11 protein-coding genes are annotated in these 20906 nt (G+C 61.6%); 9 read left to right on the forward strand and 2 right to left on the reverse strand.

What is annotated here, in order from left to right:
- Nucleotides 1-11: 11 nt before the first annotated feature.
- Nucleotides 12-827: a carbohydrate ABC transporter permease gene (locus E6C55_RS16590; RefSeq protein WP_136371003.1), complete on the forward strand. Its 816-nt coding sequence runs from the start codon at nucleotides 12-14 to the stop codon at nucleotides 825-827.
- 156 nt (nucleotides 828-983) lie between these two features.
- Complete coding sequence (locus E6C55_RS16595; protein ID WP_136370928.1) at nucleotides 984-2444, forward strand: ABC transporter substrate-binding protein; 1461 nt, start codon at nucleotides 984-986, stop codon at nucleotides 2442-2444.
- Between the two features lie 368 nt (nucleotides 2445-2812).
- Here the strand turns inward: E6C55_RS16595 and E6C55_RS16600 are convergent, their stop codons facing one another.
- Entirely contained in the window at nucleotides 2813-4582 is a 1770-nt protein-coding gene (locus tag E6C55_RS16600; RefSeq protein ID WP_136370929.1) for a sensor histidine kinase, read from the reverse strand.
- Nucleotides 4572-5339 carry a response regulator transcription factor gene (locus E6C55_RS16605; RefSeq protein ID WP_136370930.1) on the reverse strand — a complete coding sequence of 256 codons (768 nt, stop codon included), beginning with the start codon at nucleotides 5337-5339 and terminating at the stop codon, nucleotides 4572-4574. The genes E6C55_RS16600 and E6C55_RS16605 overlap by 11 nt, the downstream gene beginning before the upstream one ends.
- A gap of 259 nt (nucleotides 5340-5598) precedes the next feature.
- On the opposite strand from E6C55_RS16605, the gene E6C55_RS16610 reads away from it, so the two are divergent.
- From E6C55_RS16610 to E6C55_RS16640, 7 genes are all read left to right on the forward strand, one after another.
- Nucleotides 5599-6927, forward strand: a complete 1329-nt coding sequence (locus E6C55_RS16610; RefSeq protein WP_136370931.1) for an ABC transporter substrate-binding protein — start codon at nucleotides 5599-5601, stop codon at nucleotides 6925-6927.
- 14 nt (nucleotides 6928-6941) lie between these two features.
- A complete protein-coding gene (locus tag E6C55_RS16615) occupies nucleotides 6942-7892 on the forward strand; it encodes a carbohydrate ABC transporter permease (RefSeq protein WP_136370932.1) in 951 nt (316 codons plus the stop codon).
- A complete protein-coding gene (locus E6C55_RS16620; RefSeq protein WP_136370933.1) occupies nucleotides 7889-8722 on the forward strand; it encodes a carbohydrate ABC transporter permease in 834 nt (277 codons plus the stop codon). The genes E6C55_RS16615 and E6C55_RS16620 overlap by 4 nt, the downstream gene beginning before the upstream one ends.
- A gap of 68 nt (nucleotides 8723-8790) precedes the next feature.
- The gene (locus E6C55_RS16625) at nucleotides 8791-10143 is read left to right on the forward strand and encodes a sulfatase-like hydrolase/transferase (RefSeq protein ID WP_230986717.1); all 1353 of its coding nucleotides are present in this window, start codon (nucleotides 8791-8793) and stop codon (nucleotides 10141-10143) included.
- Between the two features lie 154 nt (nucleotides 10144-10297).
- Entirely contained in the window at nucleotides 10298-12844 is a 2547-nt protein-coding gene (locus E6C55_RS16630; RefSeq protein WP_136370935.1) for a glycoside hydrolase family 31 protein, read from the forward strand.
- Nucleotides 12845-13262: 418 nt separating this feature from the next.
- Nucleotides 13263-19976, forward strand: coding sequence for an S-layer homology domain-containing protein (locus E6C55_RS16635; protein ID WP_136370936.1), 6714 nt, complete (start codon nucleotides 13263-13265; stop codon nucleotides 19974-19976).
- A gap of 301 nt (nucleotides 19977-20277) precedes the next feature.
- Nucleotides 20278-20862, forward strand: coding sequence for a Uma2 family endonuclease (locus E6C55_RS16640; protein ID WP_136370937.1), 585 nt, complete (start codon nucleotides 20278-20280; stop codon nucleotides 20860-20862).
- The last annotated feature ends 44 nt before the right edge of the window (nucleotides 20863-20906 follow it).

Below are 20906 nucleotides of genomic sequence, written 5' to 3' on the forward strand. Positions count from 1 at the left end.
GGCCGTCCACAATGGCGGTCATGGTCGTCATGGCCGTCGTCATTCTGTTTATGGTATTCACGATGCTGTATCCGATCGGCGTCACGTTCACGAACTCGCTCAAGACGGTCGTCGAGGTCAATTCGTTCCCGCCGAAGTTCCTGCCCGCAGGGCTGGAATGGGGCAACTACAAGGAAGGCTGGCACTACATGGACCTTCCGCTGTTCCTGAAGAACACGCTGCTGCTCTTCGGGGGCAATCTGCTCGTGACGATGTTCGTGCTGGGCCTTGCTGCGTTCACGCTGTCGAAGCTGCGGCTCCCGCATCGCAAGCTGATCTACTTCTTCTTCCTCATGACGCTGTTCATTCCGCCTTCGACGTACATCGTGCCGAACTTCGTCAACCTGAAGGATCTGCATCTGCTGAACACGTTCTGGGCGTTCTGGCTGCCGGCGGGAGCGTCGGCGTTTAATCTCCTGTTGTTGAAAAGCTTCTTCGACGCGATCAGCGACGAGATCTTCGAGGCATCGCGCATCGACGGGGCGTCCAACTGGTACGCGTTCAGCCGGATCGCGCTGCCGCTGTCGATCCCGATCGTGTCTACGCTTGCCATCTTTATTTTCTCAGCCGCGTGGAACGATTGGTTCTGGCCGTCCCTCGTCATGCACGGGGACCCGAAGTACCCGCTCGCCACGGCGATCTACAAGAAGGTCATCCAGGCGACGGGACTGAAGCAGAACGTCAAATTCGCTATTCTGTCCATGGTGGCGCTGCCGCCGATCGTCGTGTTCCTCCTGTTCCAGAGGTTCATTCTGAGAGGGCTTCATCTGGGCGGGGTGAAGGGGTAATGCCTGCAGGGAAGGGATACGAAGCGGGAGAGACGGCCGCAGCCGGAATCGTAATCCTGCACACGATCGGAATAAGAATACACATCGCCATTCGGAAAGCCTCTCCCTTATGATGAGGGCGTAGCACAAAATTCCATATGGATAAGGGGAATACAAATGCAGAAGAAGCAGAAGTGGTCCGCTATGTTGCTCAGCCTGGCCATGGTAAGCGTCGTTGCTGCCGCATGCGGCGGCAACAACAATAACGGCGCGGCAAGCCCGTCCGCAAGCAGCCCGGCTTCGGAGAGCCCGTCTCCTTCGCCCTCCGAATCGTCCCCTGCCGCTTCCAGCGAAGCGCCGGCAGAGAAGGTAACGATCAAGATCTACTATCCGACGGCAGACAAGACCGAGCTTCGCGCTCTGGAAGACGACAAGATCAAACGCTTCACCGAGAAGTACCCGAACGTGACGGTCGTTCCGGACGACTGGCAGTACAATGTCAACGAGATCGGCATCAAGATGGCGGCGAACGAAGCGCCGACCTTCTTCAACACCTTCGCGACGGAAGCGAAGATGCTCGTCGAGAAGGGCTGGGCGGCCGACATCACCGAGCTGTGGAACAACTACGAATACAAGGACCAGATCAACCCGGTGCTGCAGAGCCAGTTCAACCTCGACGGCAAGGTGTACGGCGTGACGCAGAAGGGCTATGTCACGACGACGATGGTCAACAAGAAGATGCTCGACGAGAAGGGAGTCGCGCTTCCGTCCTATGACTGGACGTGGGAAGACATGCTGAATACGGCGAAGGCGGTCGCCGATCCGAAGAAGGGAATCGCGGGCATCGCGCCGATGGGCAAGGGCAACGAAGCCGGCTGGAACTGGACGAACTTCCTGTTCGAAGCGGGCGGCGACATTCAGACCATCGCGGACGGCAAGGTGACATCGGCGTTCAACTCCGAAGCGGGCGTCAAGGCGCTCGACTTCTACAAGAGGCTGCGTTGGGAAGCGAACGCGATCCCGCAGGACTGGGCGCTCGACTGGGGCGCGGCGACCGGCGCCTTCGCGCAAGGACGCGCGGCAATGGTTATCGCCGGCGCCGAAGGGCCGCTGCAGCAAGCGCTGCAAGCCGGCTACACGCCGGATGATCTGAAGGTGTACCCGATGCCTGCGGCGGAAGCGGGCGGCAAGCACACCGGGGTGCTCGGCGGCGATTACCTCGTCATCAACCCGAACGCTTCGCCGGGCGAACAGAAGGCGGCCTTCGACTATATTACGTTCGACTACTTCTCCGACAGCTACCTGGTGTCGCTCGAGAAGAACATTCAAGACTTCCAGGCCGAAGGCAAGTACTTCGTGCCGGCCCACCTTGACTACTACAAGGCCGACTCCGAGTACGGCAAGAAGGTGCAAGCGATTCTCGCGAAGTACGACAACGTCTACAAGTACGACGACGCGTCGAACGCGCTGCTCGACGGCAAGCCGGAGGCGCAGTACAGCACGCAGGACTTCTACGGCACGATGACGACGCTGATCCAAGAGGCGTTCACGAAGAAGGGCACCGACTCCGCGAAGCAGCTCGACATCGGCGCGAAGTCGATGCAAGAGAAGTTCTACGACGCGATCAAGGTTCAGTAAGCAGCGGTTAGGTTCAGTAAGCGGCGGTTAGGTTCAGTAAGCAGCGATTAGGGTTTAGCTAAGAAGCGGCTAGGCTCAGCAAGGGGGCTGTCCCAGAAGTCATAAAATTGACTTTGGGATGGCCCCCTGCTTCATGCAATGGGGATACGAGCCGCGAAATGCGCGAATGTAGTCGGAATTTCGTGCTTGTTCGCTCGCTTTGGGCGCAGACCGGGAGATGTAGTCGGAATTTCGTGCTTATTCGCTCGTTTTGGCTGAAGGCCGGAAAATATAGTCGGAATTTCGTGCTTATTCGCTCGATCCGGCCGGAGGGTCGCGAGGGAGCTTTCCGGTCCGAGCCGACACAGCTCCTGCCCGCCGCCGCCCGCCTACAGCGGAATCTCGATCGCCACCGTTGTTCCCCAATTCGGCTTGCTCCGAACGGACAGGCCGTATTCCTCCCCGTACGTCAGCTTGATGCGCCGGTTCGTGTTGGCCAGGCCGATGTGATCGGCCGGCTCCGTGTCCGTTCGCAGCATCGCTTCCACCTGCCTCAGGCGCAGTTCGTCCATGCCGACGCCGTTGTCGATGACGGCGATGCGCAGCCGGTCCGGCAGCCGCACGATTTTGATCTTGATGCGGCTTCGCCCTTCCTTCACCTTGATGCCGTGATAGATGCTGTTCTCCACCAGCGGCTGCAGCATCAGCTTCGGCATGCCGTACCGCTGAATTGCCTCGGGATCGTAATCCCATATCGCGTCGAATTTGTCGTTGTACCTGACTTTCTGAATGTCCAGATAGCTCTTCGTGTAGTCGATCTCCTTGCCCAGCGACACGATCTGATCCGGCCCGCTCAGCGAATACTTGAGCAGGTCCGACAGGTTCTCCAGCATGTCGTTCACTTCGTTGTGCCTGCCGGCGAGGCCGACGACCTTCCAGTTGATCGTCTCCAGCGTGTTGAACAGGAAGTGCGGGTTCATCTGCGCCTGCAAGGCCGTCAGCTCGAGCGCCTGAAGCCGGTACTTCTTCTCGGACAACTGCACCTGCAAGTAATTGCGCTCGATGAAGTTCTGGATCAGCCGCTGGGTAATGAAGCGATATTCGTCCACTCGCTTCGTCGTCGGCAGCTTCGGCATCGGCATGCCGCGTTCCGCGCTGTGGATAATGGCGATCATGGTGCGGATGTGCCGGACGTTCTTCCTCGTCAGCCAGTAGGACAGGGCGAGGCCGAGCAGCAGCGACAGCAGCACGCACAGAGCGGTAAAGATGCTGAGCTGCTGCGCGATGGGATTGTCCGACCAGCGCGTCGGCGCCACCGAATAAATGCGCCATCCGAACGGGTTGGAGGAGGCGGCCGGCATGGTGACCTGGTAGCTCCGCTCTCCCGACTTCAGGACGAACGGGGAGGACGCAGCGGCGATCTTCGCCAGCGCGGCATCATCCAAGGGAGCCAAGGAAGGGCTCTGCAGCACAACCCGGCCGCGTTCGTCCACGATGACGATAGCCTGGCTGGGATAGCCAGTCGTCTGGCCAAGCTGCGCCTCCAGACTGTCCGCATAGAGGTTCAGGGCGATGACGCCGATGGGCTCGGCGCTGAAGACGGAATACACATTCTGATAGAAGGTAATGACCGGCATCGCTTCCTGGAACGAATAGGGGCGGACGAAGCGCCGCTCGGTTCGGATGCCGCCAACCCGGTTCTCTTCTTGGACGTCGGCCCCCTCCATCCATCCGGCGTCGTAGAAGCCCTCGAACTTGACGATTCCGGTGCCGCTTGCGAGAAATTGATCGTTCGGGTTGCGAACGTAGACATAAATCGATTGCACGAACGAATTGGCATAGGCGGCGACGTTCAGATCGTTCTGCGCGGCTTCGAGCAAACGAAGGTTCTCGAGCGTGATTCGCTGCGTCCGCAGGATCTCCTCCAGCCGGTAGAGAACGTCGGCATTGCCGAATTGCAGCTTAAGCGAGTTCGTCTCGTTGTAGATCGTGTCCAGGTTGCGGTCGATCTGGTTGAACACCTGCAGGTTCGCCCGATTCCGTTCCCCCTGAAGGTACTGGCGGGTCATGATCAGGCTGAGCGTGCCGAGAATGACGATCGGGATCAGCAGCGGGACGATGAACAGGAGCAGGTTTTTGAGGAAAAATTTATTTCTCATAACGTCCTGTCGCCGGAAGCTTGCTGTTGCGGAATTCTCGCGGACTGACTCCGTAATACTTCTTGAAGGTGCGGGTGAAGTTCTTCGCTTGGGAATAGCCGACCCGCTCGCTGACCTCGTACGTCTTGAACCGGATGTCCTTCAGCAGCTCCGCCGCCTTGGCCATCTTGACCTCGACGAGGTAATGGGAGAAGTGCTGGCCCGTCTTGTCCCGGAAGTACTTGCTGACGTAATACGGGTTCATGTGAATCCGGGAAGCGGCTTCCTCCAGCGTCGCAGTCGCGTAATTCTGCTCCACGTAGTCCTTGATGGCCGCGATCACCTTCTCGCTGAAGGTTGCGGCTTCTTCGGCTTGCCCGGCCTCGCCGCCTTCCGCTCCGGCCTTGTCGAGCTCCAGCTTGAGCTGGGAGAACGTCTCGAACAATTCCTTATACTTCGTCGGCTTGACGATGTAGCCTCTCACCTCGTAGCTCATCGCCTGCTTGGCGATCTCGAAGTCCTTGTATCCGCTAAGCAGGATGATCTTCGACTTGATGCCGCGGCGATACAATTCGCCCGCAACCTCCAGCCCGGTCATGATCGGCATCCGGATGTCGCACAGCAGCGCATCGAACGGATGGGACAGCATATAATCGAGAGCCTTCCGGCCGTTGTCGAATTGAGCCGCGATCTCGAAGCCAATCTCATGCCACGGGAAATAATGCGATAACCCGTTGCGGATCTCCGCTTCGTCGTCGACCAGTACCAGCTTGTACATTGCGCGTCCCTCCCGATGGTGCGTCTTCTTCTCGACTATATATTTTCGCATCTGATCACACAAGGCCGCACCCGATACCCTGCAAATCCGGAGAACAATTCGCAAATAAGGATACCCTGTTCCATAAACGGCACAAATTCGGACACCAAATCGCAGTTGGCCGTCCTATCGCTCCGCAGAGAAGGAAGCGTATAGTTAGGATAGCAACGGGAAAGCGCTTTATCAAACGAATGTGCAGAGTTGAAGGGGGAGCCTATCGATGAGGCAGATAACAAAATGGGGCAAAGCGCTCGGGATCGGCGTGTTGGCCGGTTCCGTGCTGGCGGGCTGCGCAGCGAACGAAGACGGAGGGAATGCGGCGAACGGCTCGGGGAACGGCACGGCGAGCGACGGAGAGACGAAGAACGTCACCTTGCGGTTCTCCTGGTGGGGATCGGAAGCCCGACATAAAGCGGTTCTGGAAGCGATCGATCTGTATATGGAGCAAAATCCGAATGTGACCATCGAGCCCGAGTACGGCGGCTTCGACGGTTATTATCAGAAGCTCGTCACGCAATTATCCGGCCATACCGCTCCGGACCTGACGCCGCTGTCGGCCGACTGGATCGACGATATCGCCGTCAAGGGCAACCTCGTGCTCGACTTGTATACGCTCAAGGATCAAATCAACCTGGAGGCGTTCGATCAATCGTTCCTCGAGAAGTATGTCGTCTACGACGGCAAGATGATCGGCCTTCCGATGGGGGTCAACGGAATGGTGACCGCCTACAACAAGGACTTCCTGCAGAAGTACGGCATTCCGGAGGATACGCAGTGGGATTGGAACACGATTCACGATATCGGCCAGCAGGTGCATCAGCAGGATTCTTCGGTCTACCTGCTCGGCACGCTCGACTTCCGCACGTTCCTGCAGCCGTACATGTCGCAGAAGACCGGCAATCAGTGGATCAACGACGACAAGACGATCGGGTTCACGGAAGCCGATCTGACCGAAGCGTTCGCCTATTACAAGTCCTTGTTCGACGACGGCGTCATGCAGCCGGCCGCGGAGAGCAGCCTGTACTCCGAACCGGCCAAGAACGTTCTGTTCCAGAAGGGCGGCATCGGTCTCGCCTTCTCGCTGGCCTCCGCGCTTCCGCAGATGAAGACGTACGTGCCTTCGCTGGATGTGGCCTCGTATCCGATTGCGGCCGACGCCAAGACGTCGGGCGTGCTCGTCGTGCCGGCGAATCCGCTGGCGATCAACAAGGATACGAAGTACCCGGAGGAAGCGGCCAAGTTCGCGAGCTGGCTGCTTACCGCCCCGGAATCGGCGGCCATTCTTCGCGACAACTTCAGCGTGCCGCCGGCAGCGGCCAACGCGCAATCGCTGGCCGATCAGAACCTGATCGATCCGACCGTTGCCAAGGCGGTCCAGACGGCGCTGCAAGATCCCGGCGATCCGATCAACGGCGTCAGCAACAACCAGGAGATTGCCAAGCTGGTCAACGATTACATGCAGCAGGTTGCCTTCGGCCAATCCGCACCCGACAAGGCGGCCAAGGAACTGATCGAGCGGATGAAGGACAAACTCGCAAGCCTGCAGTAAAGAGGGGATAAGGCATGAGCAAGCAAGCGGCAACCGCGACGACCATGACAACGAAGCTCATGAGCTCCTCGCGTTCCCGGAAGCGGAGCCGACAATATGTCGGCCTGCTTTACATCAGTCCATGGCTGATCGGATTCCTCGTCCTGACGCTGTTTCCGTTCATCATGTCGTTCTACTATTCGTTTACCGACTACAGCATGATCAAAGCTCCCGCGTTCGTCGGCCTGGCGAACTATATCGATATTTTCACCAAGAATCCGGACTTCGCCAACTCGCTTAAGGTCACGTTCCTGTACGTCCTGATGGCCGTGCCCGGCAAGCTGCTGTTCGCTCTGCTGATGGCGCTTGCGCTTAATATCGGCATTCGGGGCATCGGCGTGTTCCGCACGATCTACTACATCCCGTCCATTCTGGGCGGAAGCATCGCCGTGTCGGTGCTGTGGCGGTTCCTGTTCACGCGGGAAGGGCTCGTCAACACGCTGCTCGGTTACGTCTCGCTCGGTCCGGTCGATTGGCTCGGCAGCCCGAAGCTGGCCCTGTTCACGATCTCGCTGCTGCCGATCTGGGAGTTCGGCTCGTCGATGGTGCTGTTCCTGGCCGGGCTCAAGCAGGTGCCGAAGGAGCTGTACGAGGCGGCGCGGGTGGACGGAGCTTCGCGGGTTCGCACCTTCTTCCGCGTGACGCTGCCGCTGCTGTCGCCGGTCATTCTGTTTAACCTGATCATGCAGATGATCAATGCGTTCCAGCAGTTTACCGCGGCGTTCGTCATTACCGGAGGCGGCCCGGTCAAGTCGACGAACCTGTACGGGCTGCTGATGTACGAGAATGCGTTCCATTACTTCAAGATGGGCTACGCTTCGGCTCTGTCCTGGATCTTGTTCATTATCATTATGGCGTTCACGTTCGTGCTGTTCAGAACCTCGGATCGGTGGACGCATTACGAAGACGGGGGGGACGGCCGATGACCGCAGGAAGAAGCTGGCCGGCAACGCTGTTCCTGTCGCTGTTCGGACTGGCGTTTATTTATCCGCTGCTGTGGCTTGTCGCCGCTTCGCTTAAGCCGAACGCGGACGTGTTCACGACGATCGGCCTGATCCCGTCGCATATCGAGTGGAGCTCTTACAAGCAAGGCTGGGTGGGCATCGGCCGGGTGACGTTCACCCAATTCTTCCTCAACACCGTCAAGCTGGTCGTCCCGGTCGTGGCGCTGACCGCCCTGTCGAGTGCGGTCGTCGCCTACGGCTTCGCCCGATTCCGCTTCCCGCTCAAGAAGACGCTGTTCTCGCTTATGATCGCGACGCTGATGCTGCCGGATGCGGTCATCATGATCCCGCGCTATATTCTGTACCGGAACTTCGGCTGGCTGAATTCGTACTGGCCGTTCTATATCCCGGCGCTGCTGGCGGTTCACGCCTTCTTCATCTTCCTGCTTGTCCAATTCTTTCGGGGCATTCCCCGCGAGCTTGACGAAGCGGCGGAGATCGACGGCTGCGGCAGCTTCCGGACCTTGACGAGAGTGCTGCTGCCGCTGTGCGTTCCGGCCCTGATCTCCGTCTGCATCTTCCAGTTCATCTGGACGTGGAACGAGTTCTTCAACACGCTGATCTACATCAACAGCGTCTCCAAGTTCCCGGTGGCGCTCGGCCTGCGCATGGTGCTCGACAATGAAGGCGCGGTGAACTGGAACCAGGTGCTGGCGATGTGCGTCGTGACGATCGTTCCCTGCGTCGCCGTCTTCTTCGCGGCGCAGAAGCACTTCGTGGAAGGCATCGCCACCACCGGCCTGAAGGGCTGACGAAGGGAAGGAGCGGACGAGGGAGCAACGTAATGAAGGGAAGAGAGCAACGAATGGGGGAACAACGAATGAAAAGGCCGAATGTTGTGGTGTTCTTCACCGATCAGCAGCGTTGGGATACGGCGGGGATACACGGCAACCCGCTCGGGCTGACGCCGAACTTCGATCGGCTGGCCCGGTACGGCACCCATCTGGAGCATGCCTTCACCTGCCAGCCCGTGTGCACGCCGGCCCGCGCCTGCCTGCAGACCGGCACGTATGCGACCGTCAACGGCTGTTTCGCCAACGGGATTCCGCTGCCGGAAGAGCTTCCGACGCTTGCGCGTTGCTTCAACGAGCACGGCTACGAGACCGGCTACATCGGGAAGTGGCACCTGGCTGCGACCCGCACGGAGCCCGTACCGGAGCGGCTGCGCGCCGGCTATCGGTACTGGCTGGCCGCCGATTCGCTGGAGCACACCTCCGACGCTTACCGGACCAAGCTGTACGACAACGACAATAACGCCGTGCAACTGCCGGGCTATCGCGTCGACGCGTTGACCGACGCGGCAATCCGCTTCATGGACGAACGGAAGGAGCTGCCGTTCTTCCTCTTCCTGTCGTTCCTGGAGCCGCATCACCAGAACCACCGCGACGACTATCCCGCTCCGCACGTGTACCGCGACAGCTTCGCCGGCCGCTACACGCCGCCCGATCTGGCGGCGCTCGGCGGCAACGCCCAGCAGCAGCTCGGCGGCTACTACGGCATGGTGAAGCGGCTCGACGAAGCTCTCGGCCGCGTCATGGACGCGCTTGAGAGCCTCGGGCTGGCGGAGGACACCGTTGTGCTGTTCGCGTCCGATCACGGCTCGCACTTCAAGACGCGCAACGGCGAGTACAAGCGCTCCTGCCACGAGAGCTCGATCCGCATCCCGTCCGCCCTGTACGGCGGGCCGTTCACCGGCGGCGGCACCGTCCGCGAGCTGGTCAGCCTCGTCGACCTGGCGCCTACGCTGCTGGACGCGGCGGGAATTGAGGTGCCGCCGACGATGCAAGGGCGATCTGCGCTGCCGCTGGTTCGGGGCGGCGGGCGCGATGCCGCTTGGCCGGGCGAGGTGTTCGTGCAGATCAGCGAGTCCCAGGTCGGCCGGGCCATCCGCACGAAGCGATGGAAGTACAGCGTCAGCGCTCCCGGCCGGGACCCGATTGCCGATTCGGGAGCGGACCGCTACGAGGAAGAGTTCCTGTACGATCTGACGGCCGATCCGTACGAGCTGACCAATCTGGCGGGGATGGACTCGCATCGCCAGGTGGCGGACCGCTTGCGGGCACGGCTGATCGGGCGCATGGTCGAAGCCGGCGAGGCCGAGCCGATTATCGTCCCGGCGCCGGCACGTTCCGGCGGTCAGCGGAAGGTGTACGCGGAGGAGCTGGAGGAGTAGGGAGGCAGGGACCGAGCTGGACCGAGCTGGACCGAGCTGGCACAGGAGCAATCCCGTAGAATCGCGCACACAATACGTAACGTTGCGAATAGGCGCCGCCAACGAGCTTCGATATGATTAGGCCATCAAGAAGGATTGAGGTGGCCATTCACACATGTTGACCAGCGAAGAGATTCATCCCGACAACGCAAGCAACGAGGCGGCAAGCGAGGGCTCCGGCGCCGCGCTGCGGCGGCTTCATCGCTATGACGCCGTGCACGAGATAACGAGAATAGAGACTGGGCGAGAGAACGGTTTTCTTCTTCGCGGGGCGCGGGCGGGCCTGGCGATTGTTGCGGCGGCTGACGGCATCGTCCGCCTGAAGCTCGCTCAAGGCAAGGGTGCGGAGCCCGACTTGAGGACGACGCCGGCCATCGTGCGCGAGGGGATCGGCGAGTCAGTGAGAATCGGCGAGTCCGTGAGAAGCCGCGAGTCCGCAGCAAGCGAAGAGCCTGCGTACACCGAGGACGATGGGAGCTGGGAGCTGCATCTGGCGAAGCTGCGGGTTGTCGTGCACAAGCCGTCCGGCCGAATCGAGATTTATCGAGGCGGGAGTCCGAGCGGAAGCGGGGATTCCGCAGCCCAAGATTCCGGCCCGCAAGCGGAAGCGCCGCCGCTCCTCGTCCTATCCGCGATCGAGTGGACGGGCAAGCGGCGCACGACCGCGACGATCGAGGGCGGCGAGGGCTCTCACTACTACGGCCTCGGCGAGAAGACCGGCTTCCTGGACAAGCAGGGCGAGAGCTTCGACATGTGGAACAGCGACGTGTACGAGCCGCATGTGCCGGACATCGACGCGCTGTACCAGTCGATTCCCTTCCTGATCCATTACCGTTGCGGCGCTCCGGCGGCAGGTCTCTTCCTGGACGATCCCGGACGGACGACGTTCGACATGCGAAGCGGCGGCGATCGGGCGATCCTCGCGTCCGAGAACGGCAATCTCGATCTGTATATTGTGGACGGTCCCGACCTCAAGGACGTCGTCAAGCGCTACGCGGCGCTGACCGGCCGCCCGCCGATGCCGCCGCGCTGGGCGATCGGCTTCCAGCAATCCCGCTACAGCTACATGAACCAGGAGGAGCTGCTGACGGTCGCCCGGACGATGCGCGAGAAGCGGATTCCGTGCGATGTGCTGTATCTCGACATTCACTACATGGAGGAGTACAAGGTGTTCACCTGGGACACCGAGCGCTTCCCGGACCCGCGCGGCATGATTGCGGAGCTGGCGGAGATGGGGTTCAAGGTGGTGCCGATCGTCGATCCGGGGGTCAAAAAAGATCCGAGGTACTCCGTCTATGCGGAGGGGATACGGAACGGGCACTTCTGCACGAAGCTGGAGGGGGAGCTGTTCGTCGGCGACGTCTGGCCGGGGCCGAGCGCCTTCACCGACTATACGGATGAGGCCGCCGCCCGATGGTGGGGCGATCTGCACCGCTTCTATATCGACGATGGCATTCACGGCATCTGGAACGACATGAACGAGCCTTCGGTGTTCGGCGTCCCTTCCAAAACAATGGACGTCGACGTCGTTCACCGCAACGAAGGCAACCCGAAGACGCACGGCGAGTGGCACAACCTGTACGGGATGCTCATGTCCAAGGCGACCTATGAAGGAATGGCCCGCCATCTCCGCGGCGACAGGCCGTTCGTCCTCACCCGTGCAGGATACGCGGGCATTCAGCGCTATGCGGCGGTGTGGACCGGAGACAACCGGAGCTACTGGGAGCATATGGCGATGAGCATCCCGATGGTGCTTAACCTGGGGCTCTCCGGCGTCGCCTTCGCCGGGCCGGATATCGGCGGCTTCTCGCATCATGCGACCGGCGAGCTGCTTGCCCGCTGGACGCAGCTCGGCTCGCTGTTCCCGTTCTGCCGCAATCACAGCGCCATCGATACGATCCATCAGGAGCCGTGGCGGTTCGGCGAGCGCGTCGAGGCGATCTGCCGCGATTACCTGAGCCTAAGGTATAAGCTCATGCCGTACTTATATTCGCTGTTCTACGAAGCGACGGCCACCGGTCTTCCGATTGTCCGCCCGCTGCTGCTCGAATACCCCGAAGATCGCCAAGTCTCGAACCTGTGCGATCAATTCCTGCTCGGCAAGGATGTGCTGGCGGCGCCGGTGCTGCGGCCGGGAACGCCGGCGCGCTCCGTCTATCTGCCGGAGGGCGCCTGGTACGATTACTGGACGGGCGCAAGGCACGAGGGAGGCCGTTCGATTCTGGCGGAGACGCCGCTTGAGACGATGCCGATCTACGTCCGCGCAGGGGCGATCATTCCCGAGCAGTCGCTTGCGCTGCATGCGAATGAGCGGCCGGAGGGGCCGCTTAAGCTGACGGTCTACTCCGGAGGCAGCGGAAGCTTCCGCTTGTTCGAGGACGACGGCCGCACGTTCGGCTACGAGCAGGGCGCGTACCGGCTGCGGGAGTTCGTCTGGGCGGAATCCGGCAGCGAACGGACGCTCTCGGCCGCCTTGCTGAACGACGGCCATATCGGCTCCGGGCAGCCGCTCGAGCTTATCGTCGAGGGGCTGGAGCGCCGGCCGGATTCCATCCTGCTGTCCGGCAGCGGGGAGACGGCGGATTGGACCTACGACGCGAGCTTGAAGCGGCTGTCCATCGCGCTTGCCATAGACGGCGAGTTCCGGCTAACAGTCGGCTGAACCGCGCCAATACCGATGCCACCCCCAATATCGATGCCAGCCGAATTTATGTGAAAAATCACATTCGCGCTGCACGATAACGGGGGTTTTGCCCGATTATATGCGAAAAATCACATTCATGGAGGCAATTCCGGCACGAGTTGCTCCAGGTATGCTAAAAACCACATAAAAAGCTGCGATTTCCGCCAATTCAAGCCGACGAATGTGAAAATTCATATAAAATCGCGACAGGGAGACTCCGGAGGAGGTCGCGGAGGGGATTGCATGGGGATAGCTAGAGAGGGCGCGGTTTTTCCTGACGGTATTGTTATAGATCGTAAGAATGAACCTAACCTTTAGGGAAACACACCTCGAATTGGAAGCGCTTTTCTACTAGGATGGGAGGGAACTCATCCATATTAGAGGAGGGCATTCCTTCATGGCAAGGTTACGAGTGTGGTTATCCCGGTTCCTGGTGGCGATATTGCTGCTGACCGCCGCTCCCGTGCATGCGGAAGAAGCGGGGACGGAAGCGGCGGGAGGGCAACCGGAGACGGTGTCCGGACAGGCGGCGGAGGGGGCCGGTCTCGCTGCCGGCGAACCCGACGGCTCGGTGTTGTCGGCCGTCTATGTGCGGATTCAGAACAAGTGGCAGAGCAACTTCCTGTACGAAGCGTCCGACGGAACGGTCCGGTACGGCATGACATCGCCGGGCGACGAGACTTCCCATTGGCAGCTTCAGGACGATGCCGACGGCACGACACGAATTCAGAACCGCAAGACCGGCCATTACATAACGATCGAGAACGTGAGCCAGCGCCGGGACGCCTTGACGGCAAGCGAAGCGGACGAGAGCACGCCGGAGACGAGGTGGCGGATCGAGGACGCCAGCCGCGCGGGGTATTCGCTGATCAAGAGCGCAACTGTTCCGTCGTCGGGCAATCTGGTTATCCACGAGGAGGATCAGCTCGGCTTCGCGGAGGCGAGCACCGACATCAACGTGACGTTCGAGAGTCCGCAATGGAAGCTGGCTCCGATCTCGGACCCGATTCCGGTGCGAATTCGCAACCAGGAGCGGGCCGGTCAGTACTTGTACGCAACGACCAACCCGGACGCGCCGGAGCGAACGGCCGATGTGGTCGCCTTCGGCAAGCTGGACGCGGGCAGCGCGAGCTACATCTGGCTGATGGAGTCCGGAGAGGACGGCACGGTCAAGCTGCGCAACCAGTCCACCGGACAATACATCGTTCAGTTCGGGGCGGACGACTATTGGAGGAAAATCGAGACGGGAACGCCGGACAACGGGACGGAGGCGGAGTGGACGGTTGCGGCGGCGATGAACCTGTCGGACGCCGCGGATGCCGGTTACGTGACGTTCCAGAGCGCCGTGAACCCGGCTTATGTGCTGAACAGCCAGTTCCCGGACGACAGCTTCGCACGGTCCAACGATTGGTCCAACGCGAAGCTGGCCAACGCGCATTGGCGAATCGAGCCGGTGGGCGAGACTCCGGTTCGCATCGTGAACTTCACGGAAGCCGACGTCGGCACGGATTACCTGTACGAGGACGGCGGAGTCGTGAAGCACGGCGCGCTTGACGCCGCGAACGCGTATAATCCGCTGTATCAATGGGTCGTCGAGGATTACGACGCCGCGAAGCGGATTCGCAATGCGGCCACCGGCCATTACGTGACGGCGGGAAGCCCGCTGACGGCGGTTGATCCGGCCGTCGCCGATTCCTCCGCCGAGTGGTCGCTGCGGGCGTCCGAGCAGTACGACGACTACGTGACGATCGGCAGCGTCGCGAATGTGGGCGAGTATGTCAATCTCGCGGGCGGCGAATCCTCCGCGGCCGCCATCGAGTCTTCAGCGGTTGACCCGCTGTCGAACGGGGCGCAATGGCTGCTGGAAGACCCCGCAGTTCCGGCAGGCACGAATCCCTATGTGCGGATTCAGAACGTCTGGCAGCCGTACGTGCTCTACGAGGACGACAACGGCGACCTGAAGTACGGCAATCCGAGATCGGACCAGCGCGACCAGTGGCAGATTCAGAAGTATCACGGGCGCAAGCGAATCCAGAACCGCGCGACCGGCCACTACATCAACCTGGAGGCGATGAACGAAGGGCATGTCCGCGTGACGGACGTCGAGGACGACTGGACCAGCGCGGTCTGGGTCATCGAGACGGTCAGCGGCGCGAAGCTGATCCGGAGCGTCGACGATCCGGCCACCGGCGGGGAGACCGACCGGCTGATCAACCTGCAGAACCTGACGAAGTACGCCGAGTACGCCGCCATCAATCGCGGCTGGGGAAGCCCGAGGTGGACGTTCGTCACCGTCTCCGACGACCTCCCGGCGTATGCGCGCCTGATCAATAAGCAGACGGGCAAGCCGCTCTACGAGGAGGTCGATTCCGCAAACGACGAGCAAGGAACGGTCAAGTACGGGGACAGGGACGTCTCCGACCGTTCTTCCGTCTGGGCGATCGAGGATGCGGGCGACGGCTCGATTCGCCTGCAGAATGCCGCGACCGGCAACTACGTCGCGATGGAGAACGTCGGCGGCGACGTCGAGCTCGCCGATCCGCCTCAGCCGCTGCAGACGCTGAAGACGATCTACCCGGTATGGGGAAGCGCGAAGTGGTTCCTCGAGAACGCGACGGATGCAGGCTACGTCAGTCTTCGCAGCGCCTGGGCGTCCCACTACATCCGCGCCGACGAGAGCGGAGGCGGCATGAAGGTCAGCAAGTCCGTCAAGGCCGGCGACGGCACAATTGCGGCTTCGGCCGAATATAAGCTGGAGGCCGTGGATGCGGCGAGCCCGGAATGGCCGCAGGGCTACATTCAGCTTCGCAGCGCCTACAACGGACAGAGCTTGTACGAGAACAAGTCGGGCGTCGTGCTCTACGGCGACGTTGCTTCGTCCAACGGCTACTCGCATTGGCTGCTGGAGACGACGGACGGACAGACGCGCATCAAGAACCGGGTGACCGGCCATTATCTCGCGGTGAACGGCGACTACCGCTATCTGGAGAGCATAGCGGCGGATTCGGCGAACTCCAAGACGCATTGGGCGCTGGAATCGGCTTCCTCGGATGGAAGCAGCCTGCGCATCCGCAGCTTGTACGGCAGCATGAACGACGAGTACGTGCACGTCGACCATTCTCTCGGCTACGCGGAGAGGGGGCTGCTGCCGGTGTCGTACGGCTCGCTGGTCTGGCAGTTGGCCGCAGCTCCGAGCGAGTTTGAGATTCCGGCGGATAGCGCGGTTCGCAACGACCAGACGGCGACGCCGGTTCAGGACGATACCGGGTACGTCGCGATCTCCAGCGGCGGGAAGCGGCTGACGGGAGCGGACGGCACGGTTGCGCTGACCGAAGCGGAGGGCGCTTCGTCGCAGTGGCTGCTGCAAGACTTTAACGGCCGCAAGCTGATCAAGAACCGCGAGTCGGGCGAGCTGCTGGCGGTATCGGCGAGCGGGAAGCTCGAGACGACCGCAGCCGCGCTGCAGATCATTGAGGCAACCCAATGGATCGTCGAGGATACGCTGGGCTACCGGACCGTCCGCAGTGCGGCGAATCCGTCCTTGTATCTGTCGAGCGAAGCCGGCTCCGTCAAGCTGGGCGCATCCGCCGCTTCCTGGGCGTTCGAGCCGATGGCCGCGGACGTCGTGTATGAAGCGGAAGAGGCGTTCGCGAGCGGGCAGGTCGACGCGGGAAGCGGAACGTATGCGGAAGGGTTCGCGTCCGCGGGCAACAAGCTCGTCTGGGCGGTCAACGCACAAGCCGCGGGGGATTACGAAGCGAAGCTTCGCTACCGCTCGGCTGCGGACAGCGCGAAGAGCCTTGGGCTGTACGTGAACGGCGAGCGCGTGCAGACGCTGTCGCTGCCGGGGGCGGAGGAATGGACCGAGCTGCCGCTGGCGCTTGCCCTGCGCGCCGGGATCAACTCGGTGACGCTCGAGTCGGATGCGGCGGATGCGGCCGTCGTGCGGATCGACTCGCTGACCGTGATGGACAGCGTGGCCAAGGCCTACCGCGGAGCGACGCTGCCGTATATCACGTACGAAGCGGAGCAAGGAGCGACGAATGGCGAGTTGATCGGACCGTCCCGCGTGTATCGGGAGGTTGCCTCCGAGGCTTCGGGCCGCCAGGCGGTGAAGCTGTCGGATACCGGAGATTACGTGGAATTCAGGACGGCGAAGGACGCCAACTCCATCGTTCTGCGCTACTCCATTCCGGACAGCGAGGACGGGCAAGGGCTTAACGGGACGCTCGGCTTGTACGTCAACGGCGAATTCCGTCAGAAGCTTGCGCTCACCTCGAAGTATGCATGGGAATATGGAAGCTATCCTTGGTCGAACGATCCGAAGCAAGGGAGCGGACACCGGTTCTTCGACGAGATTCATGCGCTTGTTGGGGACATCCCGGCGGGCTCGACGGTCCGCTTGGAGAAGGATGCCGACAGCAACGCCGACTATTACATCGTGGACCTGGCCGATCTGGAGCAGGTGGCGGAACCGTTCGCGAAGCCGGAAGGGTTCGTCTCCGTCACGGATTACGGCGCGGTTGCGAATGACGGGCTGGACGACACGGCCGCCTTCCGGGAAGCGATGGAGGAGAACGACAAGATCTGGTTCCCGGCCGGCGAATTCGAGCTTGGCGACGGCTTGCTCTATCTGGATCGGGTGACGATTCGCGGGGCGGGCATGTGGCACACTCAACTGAACGGGGCCAAGTTCGTGGGCAAGGGCGACAACATCCAGGTGTACGACCTGCTCATCGACGGGGGAATCAACGAGCGGGACGACGAAGCGATCACGAATGCTTTTCACGGGGGATTTGGTCCAGGCTCCGTTATTCAAAATGTCTGGATCGAGCACACGAAGGCCGGTCTGTGGTTGACGAAGCTTAAGGACAGCGACGAGTATACGCACGGCCTGTACATGCTCGGCTTGCGGATTCGCAACCTGATGGCGGACGGCATCAACTTCTGCGTCGGGACGGCGGACAGCCTGATGGAGCAATCGGACATTCGTTATCCGGGCGACGACGGCATCGCGATCTGGTCGGCGGAAGGGCGGGCGAGCATCGGCAACGCGGCGCGCTTCAACAACGTCTCGCTGCCGTGGCTGGCGGACAACATCGTTGTGTTCGGCGGGACGGACAACAAGGTGCAGGACAACATCGTCTCCGATACGATCACGAACGGAGCGGGCATCGCGGTGTCGACGCGCTTCAACCCGGTGCCGTTCGACGGAACGACGATCGTGGAGCGCAACACGATGATCCGCACGGGCAGCTACGACACGGGGTATCAGCGCGATCTCGGCGCCCTCTGGGTGTTCGCGAGCGACAAGGACATGAGCGGGAAGATCGTTATCCGCGACAATGTCGCGCTGGACAGCACATACCTTGGCGTGGCGGTGCAAGGGGACTTCGCGCTGCAGAACGTGACGATCGGGAATCTGGTCGTCGATGGCGCGGGGACGCAGGGGGTTGAGGTCGCTTCCACCGTGAAGGGAGCGCTCAAGGTTGACAACGTCATTATCCGTGGGGCAAGAATCGCCGATGTGTCGAATGCGTCCTCTTCACTCGTTATTAGCAAGCTTGGACGCGGATTGTCCAGCCTCGCGATTCCGTTCGAGCTGCATGTCGGCGGAACGTCGGCGAGCGCGGCGAGCGGCGTCAGCTTGAAGGTTGGCGAACAAGCGGCGGTGCGAGTCGTTCACCGGACGGCGGGCGACGTGACGTCGGAAGCCGAGCTGACGCTTGTCAGCGATACGGCGGCGACGCTCTCGGAAGGCAACCGGCTGTCGGGACGGCAGATCGGCTCGACGTACTTGCTCGTGTCGGTGCTCGGGGAGACGAGAGCTTATCCGGTGACGGTAACGGCGGCGACCCCGGGCGGAGGCGGCACGGGCACGGCTGGCAGCGGGACGGGGCAGGAGGCGGGCGGCAGTGCAGATGCGAACGACCGGAAGCTGCTGGAGGCGAAGGAAGGGCAGATCGCGTTCGATGCGGCGGAGCTTGGGGCGAACGGCATCGTCCCGTTCAGCGTGAAGGGGCTGCTCGCGGCAATTCAGGCGAACCCGCAAGGCGTCATCGTCGTCTCGAACGGCTCGGCCTCGTACTCGCTTCCGCTCTCCGTCATTGCGGAGCTGCTGAAGGATCGGAGCATCGCCGATCCTGCGAATGCGGTATGGAGCTTCGTTGTCCGGCCTGCGGATGCGGCCACGGCGGCACGGGCGAAGGCAGCGGCCGCCGTGCGGGGAATCGAGCTTGCCGGCGAGCCGACGGAATTCAGCCTGCAGCTTGAGATCGGCGGCGTTCGCGAGGAGATCGGCAGCTTCGGCTCGACCTATGTGAAGCGGACGCTGGAGGTTGCGGGAGATCTGGAATCGACCGCTTCTACCGTGCTTGTGTTCGATCCGGAGACCGGCAGCTTCCGGTTCGTCCCGGCGACGTTCGCCTCCTCCGGCGGCAAGACGACCGCGACGATTGTCAGCCCGACGAACAGCTTGTACGTTGTGGCGAAGAGCGAGAAGACATATGCCGACATCGCCTCGCACTGGGCGAAGAAGGACATCGAGCTGCTGGCCGGCAAGCTGATCGTGAATGGCGTGTCCGGGACGGAGTTCGCCCCGAATCGCGGCATTACCCGCGCCGAGTTCGCCTCGCTGCTCGTTCGCTCGTTCGGCCTGAAGCACGAGGCGGGCGCCGCTGCCCGCACGTTCAAGGATGTGGCGGCGAGCGCCTGGTACGCGGAAGAAGTGGCCGTCGCCGCGGAATACGGCTTCGTGCAAGGGCTGTCGGACGGCAGCTTCCGTCCGAACGACGGAATCACTCGCGAGCAGATGGCGGTCATGATCGCGAGGGCGTTGGCCTTCGCACGGGCTGGCGGGGCGTCCGGGGCAGGCGAGCAAGCGTCTGTGTCTGGCGGGGCGGCGTCTGGTGCGGGCGAGCAAGCACTTGCGACGTTCGCCGACAGCGGTGCGATCTCGGGCTGGGCTCGCGAGGCCGTCGTCTCGGCTGTCGGAGCCGGCATCCTGCAAGGCACGGAAGACGGTCGGTTCGCTCCGGCGGCGGAGGCGTCCCGAGCAGAAGCGGCGACGATGCTGAAGCGGCTGCTTCAGGCGGTCGGGTTTATCGACTAGCAGAATGATTTTGGGCTGCCGTCTGGGATAGGCGGCAGAGCGGTCCGGATACCCCCACCTCGTATACGTCGCGCTGTTGGGCGATATGGCCCCTATCCCTTTTCGCAAGTGGGTGCCTTATCCCTTCCAATCAGTATCCTAATTACTGGGAAAAGGGAGGGGCCTGAACAGCAGGGATAAGGCGCCCTCTTTGGAAAAATAGATGGTTCTTCCGGTCGGGCTATAGCCGCGATGGAACGAGTAATCGGCTCGCCGGGACTGTGATATAATGGGGGAAACCTTGTTGGGCGAGGGGGATTCCATGGAATACGGGAACAAGCGGCAGCTGCCGCCGATGGTCAAGGAGTCGGGCTGGACGGTCGACGATTACTTCGAGCTGCCGGAGGACGGCAATCAGTATGAGATTGTGAACGGTATTCTCGAATTGAAGCCGTCGCCGACGACAGACCATCAGCGGGTCATTCGGAACATGGATCATGTGTTGTCGGATAGGTGCGAATCCCACTACATCATGATCCTGTCGCCGATTGACGTCATCCTGTCCGAACGCGAGACGCGCCAGCCCGATCTGCTCATGGTCCACCGCAGCCGCTCGGAGATCGTCCGGCGCGAGGGCATCTACGGTCCTCCCGACCTTGTCGTCGAGCTTCTGTCCCCGAACAGCGTCAAGCGCGACCGGGTCATGAAGCTGAAGTCATACGCGAGATTCGGCGTGCCGGAATACTGGATCGCGGATTACGCGAACCAGGCGATCGAACAGTACGTCTTGACGACGCCGGGCGAGCCTTACGAGCTCCTGCAAGTGTTCACGGAGAACGATACGGTAACGTCGGAACGCCTTCCGTGCGTGAAGTTCGTCGTGAAGGACGGCTTGCAGATTGTATAGCGAACGAGAAGCAAGGAGGGCCGTCCCGCGAGGTCAATGTCATT

This window comes from Cohnella fermenti, from assembly GCF_004801405.1.
GTDB classification, from domain to species: domain Bacteria; phylum Bacillota; class Bacilli; order Paenibacillales; family Paenibacillaceae; genus Cohnella; species Cohnella fermenti.